At 26.5% G+C, this 18,920-nt stretch carries 15 protein-coding genes; 5 read left to right on the top strand and 10 right to left on the bottom strand.

The window, feature by feature from the left end:
• Positions 1 to 17: 17 nt before the first annotated feature.
• From FVE73_RS11030 to FVE73_RS05550, 10 genes are all read right to left on the bottom strand, one after another.
• A complete protein-coding gene (locus FVE73_RS11030) occupies positions 18 to 146 on the bottom strand; it encodes a hypothetical protein (protein ID WP_018498073.1) in 129 nt (42 codons plus the stop codon).
• 36 nt (positions 147 to 182) lie between these two features.
• Positions 183 to 929 carry a carboxymuconolactone decarboxylase family protein gene (locus FVE73_RS10885; RefSeq protein WP_018498072.1) on the bottom strand — a complete coding sequence of 249 codons (747 nt, stop codon included), beginning with the start codon at positions 927 to 929 and terminating at the stop codon, positions 183 to 185.
• A 42-nt stretch (positions 930 to 971) separates the two neighbouring features.
• Positions 972 to 1,454, bottom strand: coding sequence for a flavodoxin (locus FVE73_RS05585; RefSeq protein ID WP_018498071.1), 483 nt, complete (start codon positions 1,452 to 1,454; stop codon positions 972 to 974).
• Positions 1,455 to 1,597: 143 nt separating this feature from the next.
• Positions 1,598 to 3,292, bottom strand: a complete 1,695-nt coding sequence (locus FVE73_RS05580) for an AAA family ATPase (RefSeq protein WP_018498070.1) — start codon at positions 3,290 to 3,292, stop codon at positions 1,598 to 1,600.
• A 27-nt stretch (positions 3,293 to 3,319) separates the two neighbouring features.
• Positions 3,320 to 6,523, bottom strand: a complete 3,204-nt coding sequence (locus tag FVE73_RS05575) for a DKNYY domain-containing protein (RefSeq protein WP_018498069.1) — start codon at positions 6,521 to 6,523, stop codon at positions 3,320 to 3,322.
• Between the two features lie 115 nt (positions 6,524 to 6,638).
• Complete coding sequence (locus FVE73_RS05570; RefSeq protein ID WP_018498068.1) at positions 6,639 to 7,535, bottom strand: DKNYY domain-containing protein; 897 nt, start codon at positions 7,533 to 7,535, stop codon at positions 6,639 to 6,641.
• A 188-nt stretch (positions 7,536 to 7,723) separates the two neighbouring features.
• Complete coding sequence (locus tag FVE73_RS05565; RefSeq protein ID WP_018498067.1) at positions 7,724 to 9,538, bottom strand: Hsp70 family protein; 1,815 nt, start codon at positions 9,536 to 9,538, stop codon at positions 7,724 to 7,726.
• Positions 9,539 to 9,569: 31 nt separating this feature from the next.
• Positions 9,570 to 10,880 (bottom strand): J domain-containing protein, encoded by a 1,311-nt coding sequence (locus tag FVE73_RS05560; RefSeq protein ID WP_018498066.1) that lies wholly within the window; start codon positions 10,878 to 10,880, stop codon positions 9,570 to 9,572.
• Between the two features lie 19 nt (positions 10,881 to 10,899).
• Entirely contained in the window at positions 10,900 to 12,294 is a 1,395-nt protein-coding gene (locus FVE73_RS05555; RefSeq protein WP_390624480.1) for a J domain-containing protein, read from the bottom strand.
• A gap of 69 nt (positions 12,295 to 12,363) precedes the next feature.
• Positions 12,364 to 12,927 (bottom strand): hypothetical protein, encoded by a 564-nt coding sequence (locus FVE73_RS05550; RefSeq protein ID WP_018498064.1) that lies wholly within the window; start codon positions 12,925 to 12,927, stop codon positions 12,364 to 12,366.
• Between the two features lie 485 nt (positions 12,928 to 13,412).
• On the opposite strand from FVE73_RS05550, the gene FVE73_RS05545 reads away from it, so the two are divergent.
• The 5 genes from FVE73_RS05545 (at position 13,413) to FVE73_RS05525 (ending at position 18,916) form a co-directional block, all read left to right on the top strand.
• Complete coding sequence (locus FVE73_RS05545; RefSeq protein WP_018498063.1) at positions 13,413 to 13,958, top strand: type II secretion system protein; 546 nt, start codon at positions 13,413 to 13,415, stop codon at positions 13,956 to 13,958.
• Position 13,959: 1 nt separating this feature from the next.
• Positions 13,960 to 15,594, top strand: coding sequence for a ComEC/Rec2 family competence protein (locus FVE73_RS05540; protein WP_018498062.1), 1,635 nt, complete (start codon positions 13,960 to 13,962; stop codon positions 15,592 to 15,594).
• A 105-nt stretch (positions 15,595 to 15,699) separates the two neighbouring features.
• Positions 15,700 to 16,035 carry a zinc ribbon domain-containing protein YjdM gene (locus tag FVE73_RS05535; protein WP_018450172.1) on the top strand — a complete coding sequence of 112 codons (336 nt, stop codon included), beginning with the start codon at positions 15,700 to 15,702 and terminating at the stop codon, positions 16,033 to 16,035.
• Between the two features lie 656 nt (positions 16,036 to 16,691).
• Positions 16,692 to 17,573 (top strand): GTPase Era, encoded by an 882-nt coding sequence (gene era / locus FVE73_RS05530; protein ID WP_018498061.1) that lies wholly within the window; start codon positions 16,692 to 16,694, stop codon positions 17,571 to 17,573.
• The gene (locus FVE73_RS05525) at positions 17,573 to 18,916 is read left to right on the top strand and encodes a hypothetical protein (protein ID WP_018498060.1); all 1,344 of its coding nucleotides are present in this window, start codon (positions 17,573 to 17,575) and stop codon (positions 18,914 to 18,916) included. The genes era and FVE73_RS05525 overlap by 1 nt, the downstream gene beginning before the upstream one ends.
• Positions 18,917 to 18,920 lie beyond the last annotated feature (4 nt).

Here is an 18,920-nt window from a genome sequence, read left to right as displayed (position 1 = left end):
TCAAAATTTAATATTTTTTATTTCACATAATTTAAATTACCCTTATTTAATAATTTTACACCTTCAATATTTATAAATTCTTTATTTTCAATTATATTTTCCTCTTTTGCAACCATCAAAAAATATTTTAAAATTCTTAATTCCATAAATCCTCATTCATTTTATAATTTTTTTATACTAACTTATCTAGCATTCACCGCTTTTGGCAACTTTTCATATTCATCTTCTGACAATATTCCAAACCATTCAGTCGAACCGCTATCTGATAAAGCAATGTGAGTAAACCAACTGTCTTTTGCTGCTCCATGCCAATGCTTAACATTTTTAGGAATATTCACAACATCTCCTGGATGTAATTCTATCGCTTCTTTCCCGTCTTCTTGATACCATCCGTATCCATCAGTCACCAATAATACTTGTCCATTTGAATGAGAATGCCAGTTATTTATAACTCCTGGCTCGAAAACAACATTATGAATACCAACTTTTGAAGTGTCATTCGGCTCAACTAATGTTTTTAAATAAGTTCTCCCATTAAAATATTTTGCATAAGCCTCGTTATAATCGCCTTTCCCAAACAAGCTGCTTACAGGATCAGCCGTCCCATCTTCTGAATAGATCTCTTTCAAAAGCCGAAATACAGCCCAAGCTTTTGGCCATCCCACATAAAATCCTAAATGTGTAACAGCCTCTGCCAGTTCTTCTCTTGTAACCCCATTTTCCAAAGCACTTTTTAAATGAAATTTCAAAGAACTATCCAAAATTCCACTCGCCATAAGTCCAGTGACCGTAATCAAACTTCTATCTCTAGCCGACAATTTATCCTCTCTTGCCCAAACTTCTCCAAACAAAACATCATCATTCAATTGTGCAAATTTTGGTGCAATATTACCTAATAAATCTCTTCCTGCAGTAATTTTTTTTCTCATTTTTTTTACCTCTGTTTAATCAAAAAATATTTCTCTTTTTCATTAAAATTTTTTTATTTTTTCTACCCAAGCTCCAATGCTTTCCAAGCTTTCATTCCACCCAAATCTTTTGCCTTCAATAATATTCAAATCCGAATAATTTTTTTTCAAAAAATCTGTTGAGCCTTTTATCCCGCTTCCACCTGATGTCGCAAAAGTGATTATCTTTTTCCCGCTCAAATTATGTTTTTCAATAAAAGTCTGAATAATACGAGGCGGAATATACCACCAAACTGGAAATCCAATAAACACAGTATCATAATCATCAATATTCTCCACAACATTTTCAATCTCTGGACGGCTAAATTCATCATTCATTTCCACTGAACTTCTACTTTTTTTGTCGTTCCAGTTCAAATCCTCAGAAGTATACTCAACTTGCGGTTTTATCTCAAACAAATTTTCCCCAGTCGCTTTTGCCAATTTTTCTGCAACTTTTTTTGTTGTCCCTGTCGCTGAAAAATAAGCTACTAATATTTTATTCATAAAAAATCACCTCTTAAAATTAGATAAAATCTAAATTTTTTACTTTTTTATGATTTATTTTACAATATTTATCCTATTATATCAAATACTTATTTTTTATAACTAGTTATGCTTTAAAAGCATATCTTAAAAACTATTTTCTATTATTCTCTTTCAAACTTTATTTCAAATTCTTTTCCCAAAAATGCAATCCCAATTTTCAAAAGTTTCTCAACTCCAGCATTTTTTAAAACTGAACTATATTCTTTCTCATCAATCTGCTTTAATGCAACTTCACATTCTTTTTCAAGTTTTTCATGAATTTTATTATCATTTAAATTTTTCACTTCATTAATAATTTTCAACTCAATAATAATCCCTTCTTTTCCTTCCAAAATATTTTTAGGTTTTAAAAGTAAATCATATCGTCCTTTCCCCGCAAAATTATTCGATGTAATTTCGTATTCATTTTTCAAAGTTAAAATCAATCCTAACATCAATCCGTGATAAAATTGCTCTTTGTAAGTTCCACTTACATCAAATATTCCAGTATTTTCCAATAGAATTTCTTTTAGATATTTTTTGAAATTTGAAATCTCTCCTTTTCTTAAAGCATCTGACATATACAAAAATTTTTCATAATCGTCAAAGTATACTTCGATAAACATTTCTGAAAACATTTTCAATATCTCTTCATTCGGTATTTTCAAATAAACATCATTTTCATTGTATTTTTCTGCCAAAGTCAAGTAACCGCTATGAAAAAATAAATTCCAAATATTTTTTTCAAAATTAGCTTTTAAATTACCAAAAGTCATATTATCATTAATAATTTTTAAGATACTTTTTTTATTCAAAAGTTTTGTGAAATCATCAAAAATACTGTCTCTTAGCTTTTTCAAATATAATTTAATAAGAGCATTTCCACTTGTATTTACCCAATAAGGTTTCAAGTTTCCATTTTTTAAAAAGTTGACAATAGACCACGGATTATAAACCTTCCTATTTCCAAATAAATATCCATTATACCATTTTTGGACATCCTTCAATTCATACTCCAAACCAAAATCTTCAAGCGCTTTCTCCACTTCATCTTCCATAATCCCAAAATATTCTGTAAATTCATCATCTAAAATTGTGTGAACTTCTAAATTATTCAATCCAGAAAAAATATTTTCCTTTGCAACCCTTAAAATTCCAGTCATAACTCCCATTTCAAGATATTCGTTATCTTTTAAAACTAATCCATAAAAACTTTTAAAAAAACTTATGGCTTTTTCATAATTCCCTTTTATATACGAATTTATTATAGGCTGATCATATTCATCAATCAACACAATCACCTTTTTTCCATAATATTCATACAAATATTTTGACAGATTGAGTAAAGAAGCCTCCCATTCTACCGAATCTAATCCTCTTCGCACAGAATTAAATTCTTCAATTTCAATCTCATCCATTTTTTCAATTAAAAATTTATAATCTGAATATAACCTTTTTACAATTCCTTTGATAGCCTTGAATCCATTTTCCCAGTTTTCTTCATCATAATTTCTAAATGAAATCGAAATCACAGGAAAATTCCCCTGCATGTCAAAATACTCACTTTTAGAAATATTCAATCCTTCAAACAATCTCCTGTTCTCATCTTTATTCTTAACATCAAAAAAGTATTTAAGCATCGACATATTCAATGTTTTTCCAAATCGTCTCGGACGAGTAAACAATTTCACTTGAGAGCCATCTTCTAAAATATTTTCTATAAATTTTGTTTTATCAAAATAATAGTAATTTTTTTCAATAATGTCTTTAAAATTGGAAACTCCAATTGGCAGTTTTGTTTTTTTGTTGTTTTTCATATCGAATACCCCTTCCTTTCATTTTTACTAATCATTAATATCAATCTCCTCAAATTCCTTCGGATTCTCCCCTTCCATTTTCTTTCCTTCAAAATAAACATTATTCTTATCTTTCCCATATTTCCCGCTCATCGTTACTTCAAAACTATTTCTATCCGCTCCATTTATTTTCACAAATTTTTCTCCGTTCAAGAAATAAACTCCGTTTTTATCTTTGAAATAATTTGAACCATCTATTGGTGTATCAAATCTTTCAAGAGTTTTTAAGTCAATATTTTTGCTGTCGAGTGGAATTATTTTATCTTTCTGGTTTTCACTTTCTAGCAATTTATAAGCTCCATTTTTGTCAATCAAAATTTTGTCATACGAAATTCCACCGTCAAAATATTGAAATTTATTTGAACTGATTTTCTCCAATTTCTTCCCTCGATAAAACACACTATTTTTATCTTTCATCCAAAGCCCGTCTATTCCTTCGGCACTCTTAACATCTATTCCTTTCACTTTTTCTCCTTCAAAATAAACATTGTTTTTATCTTTTGCAATAAAAGTATAATTTTCATTGTCATATTTAAATGAATCTGGATCTGCTTCTTCTATTTTCTTAAACTCATTTTCTCCAAAATAATAGAGATTTTTATCGTCTTTATAATAATTTCCACCAATTTCTTCAAAATTTTCAAGATTGACTTTTTCATTGATTGGAATTAATTTTATCTCATTTTTTTCTTCATCTTCGTCAATTTTATAAAGTCTGTTTTTATCTTTTATAAAATTAAATTCTATTTTTTCAAAACTTGCAGCATCGATTCCATCCAATTTTTTATTTTTATAATAAATATTATTTTTATCTTTCGCAAAATTATAATCCAAGTCTTTGAATGTTTTCAAGTCAGCACTTTCTATTTTATGTAAATTTCCAGAATCCTCGTAATAAATACTATTTTTATCTTTAAAATAATAATCGCTATCATCAACTTTTTTAAAACTTCTCAAATCCAATCCTTTTAAGTTCAACTTTTTAGTTTTTATTTCTGAATTTTCATTTTCTTCTGAAATATTTTCCAAAAAATACACTCCATTTTTATCTTTTATCATTTCATAGTTCAATGCTTCAAATGTCTTTGGATCAATTCCATCCACTTTATACTCAAAAATATAAAGATTTTTATCATCTCTTGCAAAATTACCATCCATAATTTCAAATGTTTTTGGATTTGCACCAGCCAATTTTTCAAGTTTCATTTTGTCATCTCTATCATTTAACAAATATATGTTATTCTTATCTTTGTAATATTTGTTGTAAGAATTCCCAAAAAATTCAAAACTCGGAATGTCAACTCCTTTTGTATCTAAAACTTCCACTTTATAAGTAATTCCATCACTTTCTCTATCCAAATAGTAAACATTCTTGTAATCTTTTACAAAATCTAAACTATCATTTAATACTTCAAATCCTTTAGAACTCACACCTTTCAACTTTTGATTTCCAATAAAAACACTATTTTTATCTTTTGAAATAATTCCAAACTCAAATGTAGCTGGATCTGCTCCTTTTAATATTTTCAAAGAGACTTCTCCATTATTTTCATCAACATAATAAACTGAATTTTTATCTTTGTAATTTAATCCACCAAAAATATCTTCAAAACTTGCCACATCAATATTAAGATTTTTAATCGGTTCTACTTTCACTTTGTCATTATCATTTGCAGAAATTTCATAAACATTTTTATTATCTTTCAAATAAGTCTCATTAAAAATTTTAAGCCCATCTAGTCCTACAAAATCCAATTTTTCTCCAAAACAATAAACATTTTTACTATCCACTCCATAATTTCCGTTTACAACTTTAAATGTATTTCTATCAACATTTTTCATAATTTTTACTTTTCCATACTCATTATCCACAAAGTAAATATTTTTCCCATCTCTCAAATAATTACTAAAAGTAGAATTTCCATCATCCAAGTATTCCAAATTATTTACATCTATTTTCAAATTAATCTTCTCAATTTTTCCGTTAGAATAATAATAAAGGTTATTTTTATCCTTTATAAAATCATTTAATTTCAGCACTTTTTCAGCACTTTTCACATCAATGTTGCTTTTAATTTTTTTCAAGTCATTATCTGAATGATAATAAAAACTATTTTTATCTTTATACAAATTAGACATCTCAAAATATTTAAATGTATCAAAATCAATATTCAAGCTATCTATTTTCTTTATTTCAAATCTTTCATTGTTATCTGAATCCTTTTCATTTACAGTCATCAAATAATGGTCGTTGCCACTTTGAAGAATATAGTCGCTATTTCCCAACGCTTCAACAATTTTAGCATTATCTGAAGAAATTCCATCTATTTTTTCTCCAAAATAATAAACTCCATTTTTATCCTTCCCGATTTCCTTACTCAAAGTATTAAAACTATTTCTATCAATATTTTTCAACATTTCCAAATCATAAGGATTATAATCCTTTAAAGCAAAGATATTATTTTTATCTCTAAAATAATAACTTTCTCCCATTCTTTCAAAAGTTTTCGCATCTACTCCTGTAACATCTTTATTATCCTCAATGTAAAAAACTCTGTTCTTATCTTTTGCTAGCCCATCTTCAAAATATTTAAAACTTTTAATATCTATATTTCCTAGCTTTTCCCCTTTAGAATAAACATTATTTTTATCTCTGGCAATATACTCCTCCAAAATTTCAAAAGAATTTTTATCCGCTCCAGTTATTTTTCTCAAATCATCTTTATGAAAATAAACGCTATTTTTATCCGTATAATAGTCTGTTAAAGAAGCTTTTTTATTTTCTAAAACTTTAAAACTTTTCACATCAAGTCCATCAATCGACACTTTTTTCGGTTTTATTTCATCAATTGAAAAAAAGGAAAGTGAATCAGTTTTAAGATTATACAAATTTTTGTAATCCTTCACATACTTTTCATCCAAAATTTCAAATTTTTTAGTTGAAACATCTTTTAATTTTTTCCCAAGAAAATAAACATTTTTGCTATCTTTTCCAAAATAGCCGATAATTTTCATCTTATCTTCTCCCAAATTTTCAAAAGTCTTCGCATCCGCATCTTTCACTTTCAACTTAATTTCAAGATATGGCATTTCATAATAAACTTCTCCATCCTTTTTCAAATACTCAGCATTTGCAATAGTTCCCGCTAAAATAAATAAAACCAATATTTTTAGTAAACTTTTTCTTTTCATATTTTACTCCTTGTCATTTTTAAATTTTTTTCTATTTAAAATGGTAAATTTATTCAAGATCCTTTAAAAAAAATAATATTAGTTCTGTCTGATAACTTTAAAAAATTTTTTCAATTTATTTATCTTCTTTAACAGTTTTACTTTTTTTATCATAATAATATTTCTTATTTTTATACTCGAATCTCTTTTCATCCAAAATCAAAAAATCTCTTGCCTCAAAATTCTCAAGTTTTTTCCCATCAATATAAATATTATTTCGATCTTTTGCAAAAATATCATTTAACTCTATAAATTCACTTGGTTTTACACCGTCCATTTTTTTATCTTGATAATAGACACTGTTTTTATCTTTTCCATATTTTCCTTTAAAAGTCACACTAAAGCTATCTTTATCTGCACCGTTCAATTTAAGAAATTTACTTTCCCCCGCATAATAAATTCCATCTTTATTTTTGAAATAATTTGAGTACCCTAGATCCCAATGATCAGAAACTCTAATTCTCTCAAGACCATTCATATCCATATCGCCACTCTCAATTCTTCTCACTCCCTCAACTTTTTCTCCATTATGAAAAAGAACACCTTCATATGTCGCAAATCTTTCATCCAGTTCCTCAAATCCAATTGGTTTAACACCATCCAATTTTCTATTATGATAAAAAACACTATTCTTATCTTTCCCATAATTTCCAAATTTCATAACTTCAAAACTATCTTTATCAACTCCATCCAATTTCAAAACTTTTTCTCCACTTTTATAATAAATCCCATTTTTATTTCTAAAATAATTTGAATCCCCAATTTTTTCAATAAGTTTCAAATCAATTTCTTGATTACTTAACATTTTTGAAACATTTCTCTTACTTTTTCCACTTTTAACACTCGTAATTTTCATTTTATAATCTGAAGTTTTAGAATAAGTTTTCTCAAGTTTTCCTAAATATTTAGCACTTGCAACATTTCCTGACAAAATCAATAACCCCAATATTTTCAATAAATTTTTTCTTTTCATAACTACTTCACCTCTTTTTAATTTCATAAATTATTTATAGAATCTATAAGTTATAATAAAAAAATTTTATTATTAAAAAAATATTTTATATTTTTTCACTTTAATATATTTTACCTCATTTTTCACAATTTCAAAATCATTAAAATTTAAATATTTAATTATTTTTCTTCATAATTAAGAATCATTTTTTAATTCCAAAATTCTAGTTCATCTTCTTCTTTCATATCTTCCTCTTCCGTTTCATCTTCAAAATCTTTCAAAATATCTTCTACACTCATGTCATTAATTTCAGGATCAATTTTGTCAAGAAATTCTGAAAAACTCTTTTTTGTCTTTTGAATACGGATTCTGTCGCCTGTTACTACAATTTTTTGGTAATTTTCTAAATATTCAGAAATATGATTTCTAATTTCTGTATTCACTATTTCAGCATAGATTCTATTTGCTCTCTCAAGCAGCAGTTTATCCTTATTTTTATTTTCAGACTGAATTTTTATTTCTTCCAGCATTTTTATTTTCTCGTTTTTTTCTTCTTCTGATAAATCACCATTTATAATTAATTTACTTTTTTTAACTCCTGTACTCACAACTTTTGCTTCTACTTCCAAAATACCATTTATATCGTAAGTAAATCTCACATTTATGGCTTCTTTTCCTGCTAAGTTTTGTGGCACATCTAGTAAAAATTCTCCCAAAAATAAGTTATCATCTATGTTCAAACTTTCTCCTTGATAAATTCCGACAGTTACTTGACTTTGATAGTCTTCTATTGTGTAAAAATATTCAGATCTACTTGTGGGAACTGTGGTATTTCTAGGAATAATCGGTGCGAATCGTCTTCCTACGATTTCTGTTCCTAGAGTAAATGGGCACACATCAGTCAGAATTCTCTCTTTAAATACTTTGTTTCTTTCCTTCATTCCAACTGCGATTCCAACACCATAAGCCACAACTGTATCGGGATCAGCTGCTATTGATACTAGTTTATTATTTTCAATAAAATCATCGTTATTAAAATAGATTTTTTCTCCACGCATTTTATGAAAATATTTTTCCACAAATTCTTCAATAATTCCTAATTTTACTGCTCCTCCAACTAAAATAACCTTTTCAATTTCCCTAGCATCTGTATTTCCATCTTGCAGAGCCTTATCAATCGCAACTTTCATTTTTACAAGCAATGGTTTTACAGTCTCTCTAAAATTCTCTTGTGTAATTTCTGATTTATATTTTTTTCCTTTAATTTCCATCTCGATTTCTACATTCTTCAAGCTTATTAATTTTTTTGCTCTATCTGCTTTTGTGTATAATTTCGTTCTTTCATCACGACTCAAATCTGCTATTGATAACTTGATATTTTTCAAAAAAATTTCACAAATTTTAGTGGTGAAATCCTCTCCTCCAAGCATTGTATCTCCACTTATTGACAGCACTTCCATAATATTTTCAAATGTTTCGAGCAAAGTAACATCAAATGTTCCTCCGCCCAAGTCGAGCACAATAAATTTTAAATTCTGATCTAAAATATGACTTCCAAGCGACATTGCTGCAGCTGTTGGTTCATTTATAAGTCTTTCTACTGTAAGTCCCGCTAATTCTGCCGCCATTTTTGTATCTCTACGCTGTTTATCGTTAAAATATGCAGGTACACTTATTATTGCTCTATCTATTTTTTCACTTAGCTGTTTTTCAGCATTTTCCTTTAAATGTTTCAAAACAAATGAAGATAACATTTGTGCATCAAAAGTTCTATTTTTAACTTTAATTTTTGCATCTGTTCCCATTCTTCTTTTAAAATTACTCGCAGTTTCGCCTGCATTCATCATTCTTCTCTCTTTTGCCAATTCCCCTACAATTATTGCATCATTTTCATCAATTCCCACAACAGACGGAATCAAAATATTTCCATATTCATTTTTTATAAATTGTATTTCTCCATTATCATCAATATATGTTGCCAAACTATTAGTTGTTCCCAAGTCGATTCCAATCATTCTTCCCATTTTTACTTTCCTCCATCACTATTTTTCTTTTTTAATTATATATTTTGTCCAGTATTTGTTTCGCATAATTTTTCAATCTTAAATATTTTATTCTATTTACAATTATTAATTTTATAATCATCCATATTAATATTCCAAACAGCCAAAAGTTTTTAATTTTATAATTAAAATAAATAGAAATTAAATAACTTCCAAGCAGAATTATTTGTATATTCAACATACTCGCCATATTTAAGTTATTTCCACGTTTTGCAAGCGAAAAATCCAAATAAGTTCTTGTAACTGTAAGTACGATCCAATAAATTTTAACTAATTCAAAACTTTTTACGACATTTCTATAATCTATTTCCTTTGTATTTATTATTGCTGGTAAACTAAATATGCAAATAAAAATTAGCGCAATACAACTAAGAAGAAATATTAGAGTGTGTATAAAAGCGTCATCTTCTCCAATATCGTCTTCGCAAGTAATTTCTAAATGATAAAATATATTTTTTATTTTTTTATAACTATAAACTATTCTTTTTAATAATAAATTATTTGTCAAATTAAAAAATAAATTGTGAATTTTTTTATTTATTTTTATATCAAGATACCTATAATTTCCACGATAAATATTCCAAAATATAAAAAATCCAAAAATATTCAACTTTTTCACATTAAAATATCTTTCCACAAAATTTTCCAAAGCTTTATCATTATCTTTTTCCTCTTTACTGTTATAAAGCCCCTTTATTTCCCCAAATTCATTTTTATTATTTGACAAACAGGAAATAATGTATTCTTTTTCAAATTCAAAAAGATTCTCTGATTTTAAAATCAAATTATCTTCAAAATCATTATTTTCCAATCCTAAAATATCCCTAATTCTAGACTTTTCATCATCTGAAAACTTATCAAATCTTTTCAAAAAAACTTTTAAGTAAATAAAAGAAACTTTTTCTCTGTTTAAAATTCTGCGAATCTCTTTTAGCCAAGACTTTAGATTTTCTTCCATCCATTCATATTTTCCACTAAAAACATCAGAAAATTCTTCATCCTCAATACCTGTATTTTGAATATCATTTTCAAAAAAAATCTCCTCATAATCATCATTTTCAAAATTTTTTTCAATTTCAAAAAAATTTCTATTTTTAAAATTCGTTTTATTGTATTTTACTTCATCAAAATTATATTCTTCAAACGCCAAAGCAGTCTGATACGCTTCCCGAATCTTCATAAACATCTCAGGAAACTCTTCTGGATGATATTCTTTCAACATTTTAGAATATGCAATTTTTATTTTCTTCTTATCATCTGTTGGCTCTATTTCTAGTATTTTAAAGGCTTTGTCAAAATTCAAAATTATCACTCCTTATTTTTTATCTTTTTAAAACAAAGACATTCAAAATTTTTTTTGAAAATTCTTTTATTTTTTCATATCTTACATAAGTTGTCGTTACCATTTTTATAAATAAAATAATATTTATAAATAAATATTGAGATATTAATAAAAAATATAGTAAAAATTTTGAGAATGATGAATCATATTCTGCATTTCCAATAACTATTAATCTTCCCAAAAAAATTATAGTCATTAGTATAAATAAATAGTTTGAAAATCCGCATCTCATACTCCAGCCAAAATCTTTTTCATAAATAATGTTAAGCCAGTCTATGATTGTAAAAAAAATTCCTCCAAAGACTGTTATATTCCATGCAACATTAGTATCTAGAAAAAATAAAGCTATAATAGTTGATAAAAACATAAACATTATAAATACGGTTATTTTTGCTTCAAGACCATCTTTATAGCCCATTCCCAAAATTTTCATATAATTATTAATTTCAATATATTCATTTTTTATTTTATAAAATACAAATTTAAAAGTATTACCAACTTGCTCAATATCCCGATAGGAATACAATGCAACATTTTTTTTAAATAATTTAAAAACATTAATATTAAAATAATCCTGAATAAACTGCTCATATCCCTCTTCATTTTCTAAAAAATTTTCACTTGAAATTTTTTTTGCAATTTTATTTAAGCTCGTGTTTTCATTTTTCCCAGAATCTGCCCAAGTTTCTCCTAAAATATCAACAATCTCATCAGAACTATTCAAATTATAAATTAAAAGTTCTATTTCAATTCTAGTCAAATTTCTCCAAGCATAATTATACAATTCACTTTTTTGGAAAATTTCTCTAATCTGCTTTTTTTCCAAGTTATCAAAATTAAAATGAAATTCCCGTAAAATTTTCCTATATTCTGTAAGCGGTCGCTTTTCAGATAAAATAAGACTCTTCAATCCCTCTATCCATTCAGATATTGATTTTTTTAAATTTTTCTTTTCATCAAAAATATTTGAAAACTCTTCAGATTCTTCAAAAGTTTTTTTATTCACATAATTATTTTTATTAGAAAAAATATTCTCAAATTCACTTTCATTTTTTTCATCAGAAAAAATATCTTCAAAATTTTCAAAAAAAGATTTTTCTTTATTTTCTTCAAAATTCTTTTTTACTCTTTCAAAAAATTCTTCATTTTCATTATTTTTTTCAGTCATCTTATTCTCTGATTTCACTTCATCAAAATCAGCTTTTTCAAACTCCAAAGCAACTCTATATGCTTCATTAGTCTTCATAAATATCTCAGGAAATTCCTCAGGATGATATTTTTTCAACATTTCAGAATATGCAATTTTTATTTTCTTTTTATCATCCGTCGGGTCTATTTCCAGTATTTTAAATGCTTCATCAAAATTCAAAATCATCACTCCCAAATTTTTCTAGTCTTTTGTTTAGCAGTATTGAATCTCTTTAAAATTAAAAAAATTTATTATTTAATGAGTAGCAGCATAAAATGGCATAAGCAATTTAAATCCCTTCAAAAATTCCTCAACTAGCTCATCCAAACTCTCAAATCTTTCAATCTCTTCCACATCAAACTTAACCAAAACTTTCCTAATTTCCCCATTTTTCCACTCTTTAAGAAATCTTTTTCTATTACTTTCATTCCCTTCAAATCTATCCAAAGCACAGTTTTCCTTACTTTTCGCAAATTGCACGAAATAATAAAGTGGTTCATCAATCGGCACTTCCAAAACTTTATTCTGATTCTCAAGTGTATTTTCCCCAATTTTTCTTTCAACAAAACTCACTTCAAGCGAAATTCCAACTTTTCTAGTTCTTTCATTTTTAAAAACTCTCAAAGCAATTCCAGATTCAGTATCGCTATCCCCATCTTGACGCAAAAATACCCAAAGATAAGGTCTTGCAATCTGAGCCTGATTCATCCAGCTGCTAACTTTTTGCAAATGAAATCCATCAGTCTTTTCTTCCAAAGCCTTTGCAATTTCCGTAAAAACTTTTCTAGCATTTTGTCCATTTTTTCTAAAAAGTTCCATATCTTTCCTTAAATCTCCAGCTTTTTCAGGTTTTATATATTTTTTTTTTCATAATTTGTATATTCAATTAATGGTTTGTAGTTAAATTTTTTTGTCATATTAATCATTCCTTTTCTCTATAAGATATTTTTGTTTTAACAAATTTTTTCAAAATTTTAATATCGAACGATTTTGCTATTTAATACTAAATTCCAATTTAAAAGCAGAAATTCTAACAAATTTATTATTTTAACAAGGAATAGCATAAATGTAGCTTAAGTTCAAATTAAAAATATTTCTATAAAATTATAGCATATTTTTCAAAATTTCTAAAAAGTTTTAATTTAAGTTTTATATTATTTTTGATTTCAAATTTTTAATTATCAAATGTTTTATTTTTATATTAAATTAATAAAATTTTAAAAATAATTTGATTTTTTGAAAAAATGTTGTATAATATAATTAAAAATAGTTTCAATAATTAGATTAATTTCAGGGGGAGAAAAATGAAAATAAAAGGGGATAGCAATGGGTTTACGCTTATTGAGGTTTTGCTGTACATTTCGATTATGGCGATTTTGTTTATGGTTATTTCTGTGAATTTGCAGAAGCAGAGGCAAAATCAGGAGTTTGCAATTCAGAAGAGGAATATTAGCCAGTTTATTAGGAAAATTCAGCAGTATGCACAACATAATAGGAAGGAATATGTGCTGGATTTTAAGATATCTGAAAAGATGGCTTATTTTTTAGATGAAAAAAATGGGCAAAAGGATATTATTGATAAAATGGAGATTTCCAAAAACTTATCTTATATGACAAATAATTCCAATAAAAATGCTGATTTTAGGAGAAGGACAACAAATGAGGGAAATTTTGAAAGGGGATTTTCTGTTTATTTGCTGGATAAAAAGGGAGAAAAGATTTATTATAGAATTTCCACAAATACAATAAATGCGGCAAAATATCCGATTATAAGTATTTATCGAGCTAAAAAGCCGATTAATCTTTCGGATGACTATTTAAAGGCTAATTTGTGGGAGGAGGAAATTTAAGATGAAAAAAGGGGAAAATATTGGGGACAATGGAATAGTAGAGAAAAGTAATAAAAAAAGAGATTTTAAAAATGTAAGTTTTCGTAGAATAGTGAAAAAATCAAATAAAAATGAAGATTCAAAAAGAAATGAAAATTTTAGGAATGTTGAAAATATAAAGGTTAATAAAAATAATGAAGCCAATGAAAATTTAAAAAATAAAGAAAATATAAAAAATAATGAACATTCAAATAAATTTGAAAATAGTGAATTTGATAAATATATTTTGGAAATGAAAAAACAGAGGGAAAAAGTAGCGAGGAAAAGATATATAAAATCCGAACTTTTGCGAAGAAGGAAAAATTTAAAAAAGTTTTTTTGTATGGAAATTGGAATTGAAGAAGTAAAAAGAGCTTGGCAATTTGGGATGTTGATTTTAGCAGGTATTGTTTTGTTTTTGTTTTATCTAAATTTTGTTACTTTTAAAGGAGAGCTTGCTGGGGAAAAGGTGCTTTATGTTAAAATTGATGGGAATCGTGGGAGTGTTCTAAAAGTTAATAATAAATATTTGAAAAATCAGGCGGGCATTGAGAATAAAAAGGGTCTGGAATATGGATTTTATCTTATGCGGTACAAAATTAGGAAGGTTATAAGTAAAAATGGAAATGTTAAAATTGATGGGAAAATTTTAGGATACAAGGAATCACGGCTGAATGGAGTTCGGAAATATATCTTGAATATTTTTGATGAATTGTTTATAACTGATGAAAATTTGTATGCTTTTTCACGTGCTGCAGTTTTAGGGGAAAAAGCAGAAGTTTCTAAAGATATGAAAGAAAAGTTTAAATACACGGGGCTGGCTCATTTAATTGTAATTTCTGGGACTCACATAAGTCTGGTTGTGATTGGGATTGTTAAAATTTTGGATGGGTTGTCGTTAGGATACAGGTTTAAGTATTTAATGGCACTTGCGGCACTTACTTTTTATTGTGCATTAATCGGATTTTCACCAGGGATTTTACGTGCTTATATTATGGGAGCTATGATGATTTTAGCAAGAATCCTTTTTGAACAGGAGGAAAGTAAAAAATCTTTGCTGGTGTCATTTATTGTCATAATCGTGTTAAATCCCTATTCAGTTTTTGATATTTCAATGCAGCTTTCCTATGCCGCAGTTGTAGCGATAATCTTTGTAAATCCTGAATTTAAGAAACTTTATCAGGAAAAAGTTTTGGATAAAATAAAAAATGAAGTTTTAAGAAATACTGTAGATTTGATATTTTTAAGCCTGACAATCCAAATCACAAGTATTCCGCTATTTTTATATTATTTTGAAAAATTGCCGTTATTCTCATTTTTACTGAACATTGTAGGAATTCCAATTGGAACAGTTGTTATCCAGTGCCTATTTTTTGCCGTACTTTTAAATATTTTTAAATTATCATTATTTAATGGCATAGTTGTTTTTGTAACAGAAATTATTTTTAAAGCATTTGAAGGATTTATTTATGCTGGAAGCAAAATACCGCTTTTACAGATTAATATCAATGGAAAAGCTCCTTTGTGGACAGTTTTTTTGTATTATGGAGTATTATTTTTCATAACGCTTTTTATAATGCCTTTATTTACTGCAAAAATTAATATAAATGAAAATTAAGATAAAGATTGTAAGTTGAAAATAAAAATAATAAATATGTTTTCTAACTCTTCATTTCGTGATATAATAATAAATAACTATGAAAATTTGAAAGGATGATAAAATATGAGTTTACCAAAATGTCCAAAATGTGGGTCAGAATACGTTTATGAGGATGGAAATATGCTAGTTTGCCCAGAATGCTTTTACGAATGGGCAGAAACTGAAGAAGAAAGCAGTGATGAAGCTGTAGTAAAAGATGCAAATGGAAATATCTTGCAAAATGGAGATAATGTTACGATTATAAAGGATTTAAAAGTAAAAGGTGCTTCATCAGATTTAAAGAGAGGGACAAAAGTTAAAAATATCAGATTAATTGATGATGGGATTCATAATATTGACTGTAAAATAGATGGTTTTGGTGCGATGAAGCTGAAATCGGAATTTGTTAAAAAAATATAAAAAATAGATTTTTTAATAACTTACTTTATAAGTTTTTTCTTTAAATATTCAACAAAGTAATTTTCATAAGTTTAGATTATTTTAGTTTTATTATTTTAAGTTTATTTAAGTAGGGAGATCAGACGCCATCTCTCTGCACCCACGCTTAACGCAAAACTTTCTTATAAAAGAAAAATAGAACTCGCTTTTGAATTTATATTATTCTAATACAAACAACTTTATACAACTTAAAATTATTCCAAAAGCTCAAACAGCTATTTTTCTTTAAACGAAATTTTGCTTATTAAAGTTTTTACATATTATTTTGAATAATTATAATTTTCTAATCAAAATAATTGTTGTAATTAAATTAAAAATGCTTAGACAAGCTGGGATTGGTGCGTAGCACTTTCGCCTATATCTAAAAATATTATAGAAGAAATTAAAATAACTAATATTGCGAAATAAAAGGGAATGGTGTCTGCTCCCTTTTACATATGAAAAAAAATATATAAATTATAGAAAAAATATTTATTAACAACAAATTATTTTATCCAAAAAAACTGTTATTTAGATAAAAATTACTTAGTTAAACATTTAAGAATTGAATTTATAAAATAAATTGTTAAATAAATTTATTATCATAATTAAATTAAAAAAATAGAATTGGAGAAAGAATGAAGTCAGGATTTATAACAATTGTTGGGCGTCCAAATGTTGGGAAGTCTACGCTTATGAATAAGCTTGTGAAGGAAAAGGTTGCGATTGTGTCGGATAAGGCTGGAACGACTAGGGATCAGATAAAAGGGATTGTAAATATTGGAGAAAATCAGTTTATATTTGTAGATACACCAGGGATTCACAAACCTAAGCATTTACTTGGGGAACACATGACAAATGTGGCATTGGAAGCACTTGAAAATGTGGATTTGATAATGTTTATGCTGGATGGAACACAGGAAATTTCGACTGGAGATATTTTTGTCAATGAAAATGTGAGAAGTGTGAAAACACCGATTGTTCTTGTCATTAATAAAATTGATAAAATGTCGGATGAGGAAATTGAGGAGAAGAAAAAGGAAATTCGTGAAAAATTGGGAGAGTTTGATGAAATAATAACTCTTACGGCGGAATATGCGATTGGGATTCATAAAATATTTGAAGTTGCTGAGAAATACTTGTCAAATGATGTGTGGTTTTATCCAGAAGATTACTATACAGATTTGCCAGTAAATAAAATCGTTGTGGAAACAGTCAGAGAAAAAATTTTACATCATACGAAAGATGAAATTCCGCATAGTGTAGCTGTGGAGATTATTAATGTGGAAACAAAGCCTACAATTAGGAAATATGATATAAATATTTATGTTGAAAGAGATAGTCAAAAAGGTATTATTATTGGAAAAGATGGGGCTATGCTTAAGAAAATTGGGATAGAGGCTAGACGGGAAATTGAGCATCTGATTGATTTGAAAGTCAATTTAAAATTGTGGGTGAAAGTTAAGAAGAAGTGGAGAAAAAATAAGAAATTTCTTGATGAAATGGGGTATGGGAAATAATGGAAAAAGAAGAATATTTATTTAGAATTTTGATTTCACAAGTATTGGATTCGTTAAATCCTGAATTAAAATTTAAAAATTTAAAAAAAGATATAAATAATGGATTTATTCCATTTGAATTAGAAGGTTTAGAGAAAGATTTGCAGTTAATAATGAAAGATTTAGAGATTATTTCTTTTGAAGATAATCAGATAGAAGATTCCAAAATTTTTAAGTTGCCAAATAATCAAGGAAAGATAATAGTTAGTAAATTAGCTGATTATGAAAAAAGAAAATTTTTTAATAAATTACGAGATATAGATTATGTTGTTGAAATGGATACTAATATAGTCAGTTATTTAGATAGATTTTATAAAAATCAATTAACAAAGGAAGATGAAAAATTAAAATTGGATATAGTTAGAATAATAGAAGATTTAGACAAAAAACGTGAAAATTTTTTATTAGGTTCTTGTAATTTATACATCATAGAAAGTATAATGAGAGATAAAGAAATAGATGAAGAAATAATTTTAGATAGCGTAAATTCAGTAGAATATCTTATTAATTTTGGTTATAAAAAAAAATTGAAGGACATAACACTAAAACAGGTAGTAAACAATATTAAAAATAGAATAATATATATAATAAAACGAAAACAAAGAGTAAAAAATATTAAGAATAGAATAAGTCATATAAGAGAAATTAAAAATCAATATGTAGATAGAAATTTGTTAATATATTGTTTAATTTTAAAATCATTTTATATAAAAATAACAATACCTAATATTAATAAAAGAATAGAAGAATTAATTAATTTTATAAATAATGAATTATATTATTATATGGAAAATGAAACTTTACTATGTATAACTTATTTGTTAGATGCAGAAAATCAAAAATTTTTTGGAAAGATAAACAAAAATTTAAGAAATACTAAAGAAAAAATAGAAATTGAAAAAATTAAAGGTTATATTAAGGGAATGGTGTGGGATTTGTCTCATTTAAGAATACTACAAGAAATTAATATTAAAGAACATAAAAATGGGAAAATACAACTTCCTGTAATTTTATCAGCAGATGAAGGACTGAATGAAATTATAAATTTTAATAAAATAAAAAAGTTTTGTTTTTTTGAAAAGTATAGAATCCCTGTTTATGAAAAAAATATAAAAACTTATACAAAAAATTATAAACATAAGAATAAAAAAATTAGCAAAAATATACCGTTAATGATAGAAAAATTAGAATCAGAAGAAATGCTAACGAGAGAGAGAAAGAGAACGAGGAATAGTAAATTTTATTATAATAAATTAGCAGATAAAATATATACAGAAATAGTAAATTTTATAAGTAACAAATAAAGTT

Source organism: Leptotrichia wadei, from assembly GCF_007990545.2.
GTDB lineage: Bacteria > Fusobacteriota > Fusobacteriia > Fusobacteriales > Leptotrichiaceae > Leptotrichia > Leptotrichia wadei.
Note: the sequence above shows the minus strand (reverse complement) of the source record. Positions and strands in the feature narration are given on the sequence as shown.

Excerpts from the sequence above, each read along its gene's own strand:
- FVE73_RS05565 (WP_018498067.1), bottom strand. The coding sequence starts at position 9,538 with ATGGGAAGAATGATTGGAATCGACTTGGGAACAACTAATAGTTTGGCA.
- FVE73_RS05580 (WP_018498070.1), bottom strand. The coding sequence starts at position 3,292 with ATGAAAAACAACAAAAAAACAAAACTGCCAATTGGAGTTTCCAATTTT.
- FVE73_RS05575 (WP_018498069.1), bottom strand. The coding sequence starts at position 6,523 with ATGAAAAGAAAAAGTTTACTAAAAATATTGGTTTTATTTATTTTAGCG.
- FVE73_RS10885 (WP_018498072.1), bottom strand. The coding sequence starts at position 929 with ATGAGAAAAAAAATTACTGCAGGAAGAGATTTATTAGGTAATATTGCA.
- FVE73_RS05535 (WP_018450172.1), top strand. The coding sequence starts at position 15,700 with ATGAGTTTACCAAAATGTCCAAAATGTGGGTCAGAATACGTTTATGAG.
- FVE73_RS05550 (WP_018498064.1), bottom strand. The coding sequence starts at position 12,927 with ATGGAACTTTTTAGAAAAAATGGACAAAATGCTAGAAAAGTTTTTACG.
- FVE73_RS05545 (WP_018498063.1), top strand. The coding sequence starts at position 13,413 with ATGAAAATAAAAGGGGATAGCAATGGGTTTACGCTTATTGAGGTTTTG.
- FVE73_RS05585 (WP_018498071.1), bottom strand. The coding sequence starts at position 1,454 with ATGAATAAAATATTAGTAGCTTATTTTTCAGCGACAGGGACAACAAAA.
- FVE73_RS05540 (WP_018498062.1), top strand. The coding sequence starts at position 13,960 with ATGAAAAAAGGGGAAAATATTGGGGACAATGGAATAGTAGAGAAAAGT.
- FVE73_RS05555 (WP_390624480.1), bottom strand. The coding sequence starts at position 12,294 with ATGATTTTGAATTTTGATGAAGCATTTAAAATACTGGAAATAGACCCG.
- FVE73_RS05525 (WP_018498060.1), top strand. The coding sequence starts at position 17,573 with ATGGAAAAAGAAGAATATTTATTTAGAATTTTGATTTCACAAGTATTG.
- era (WP_018498061.1), top strand. The coding sequence starts at position 16,692 with ATGAAGTCAGGATTTATAACAATTGTTGGGCGTCCAAATGTTGGGAAG.
- FVE73_RS11030 (WP_018498073.1), bottom strand. The coding sequence starts at position 146 with ATGGAATTAAGAATTTTAAAATATTTTTTGATGGTTGCAAAAGAGGAA.
- FVE73_RS05570 (WP_018498068.1), bottom strand. The coding sequence starts at position 7,535 with ATGAAAAGAAAAAATTTATTGAAAATATTGGGGTTATTGATTTTGTCA.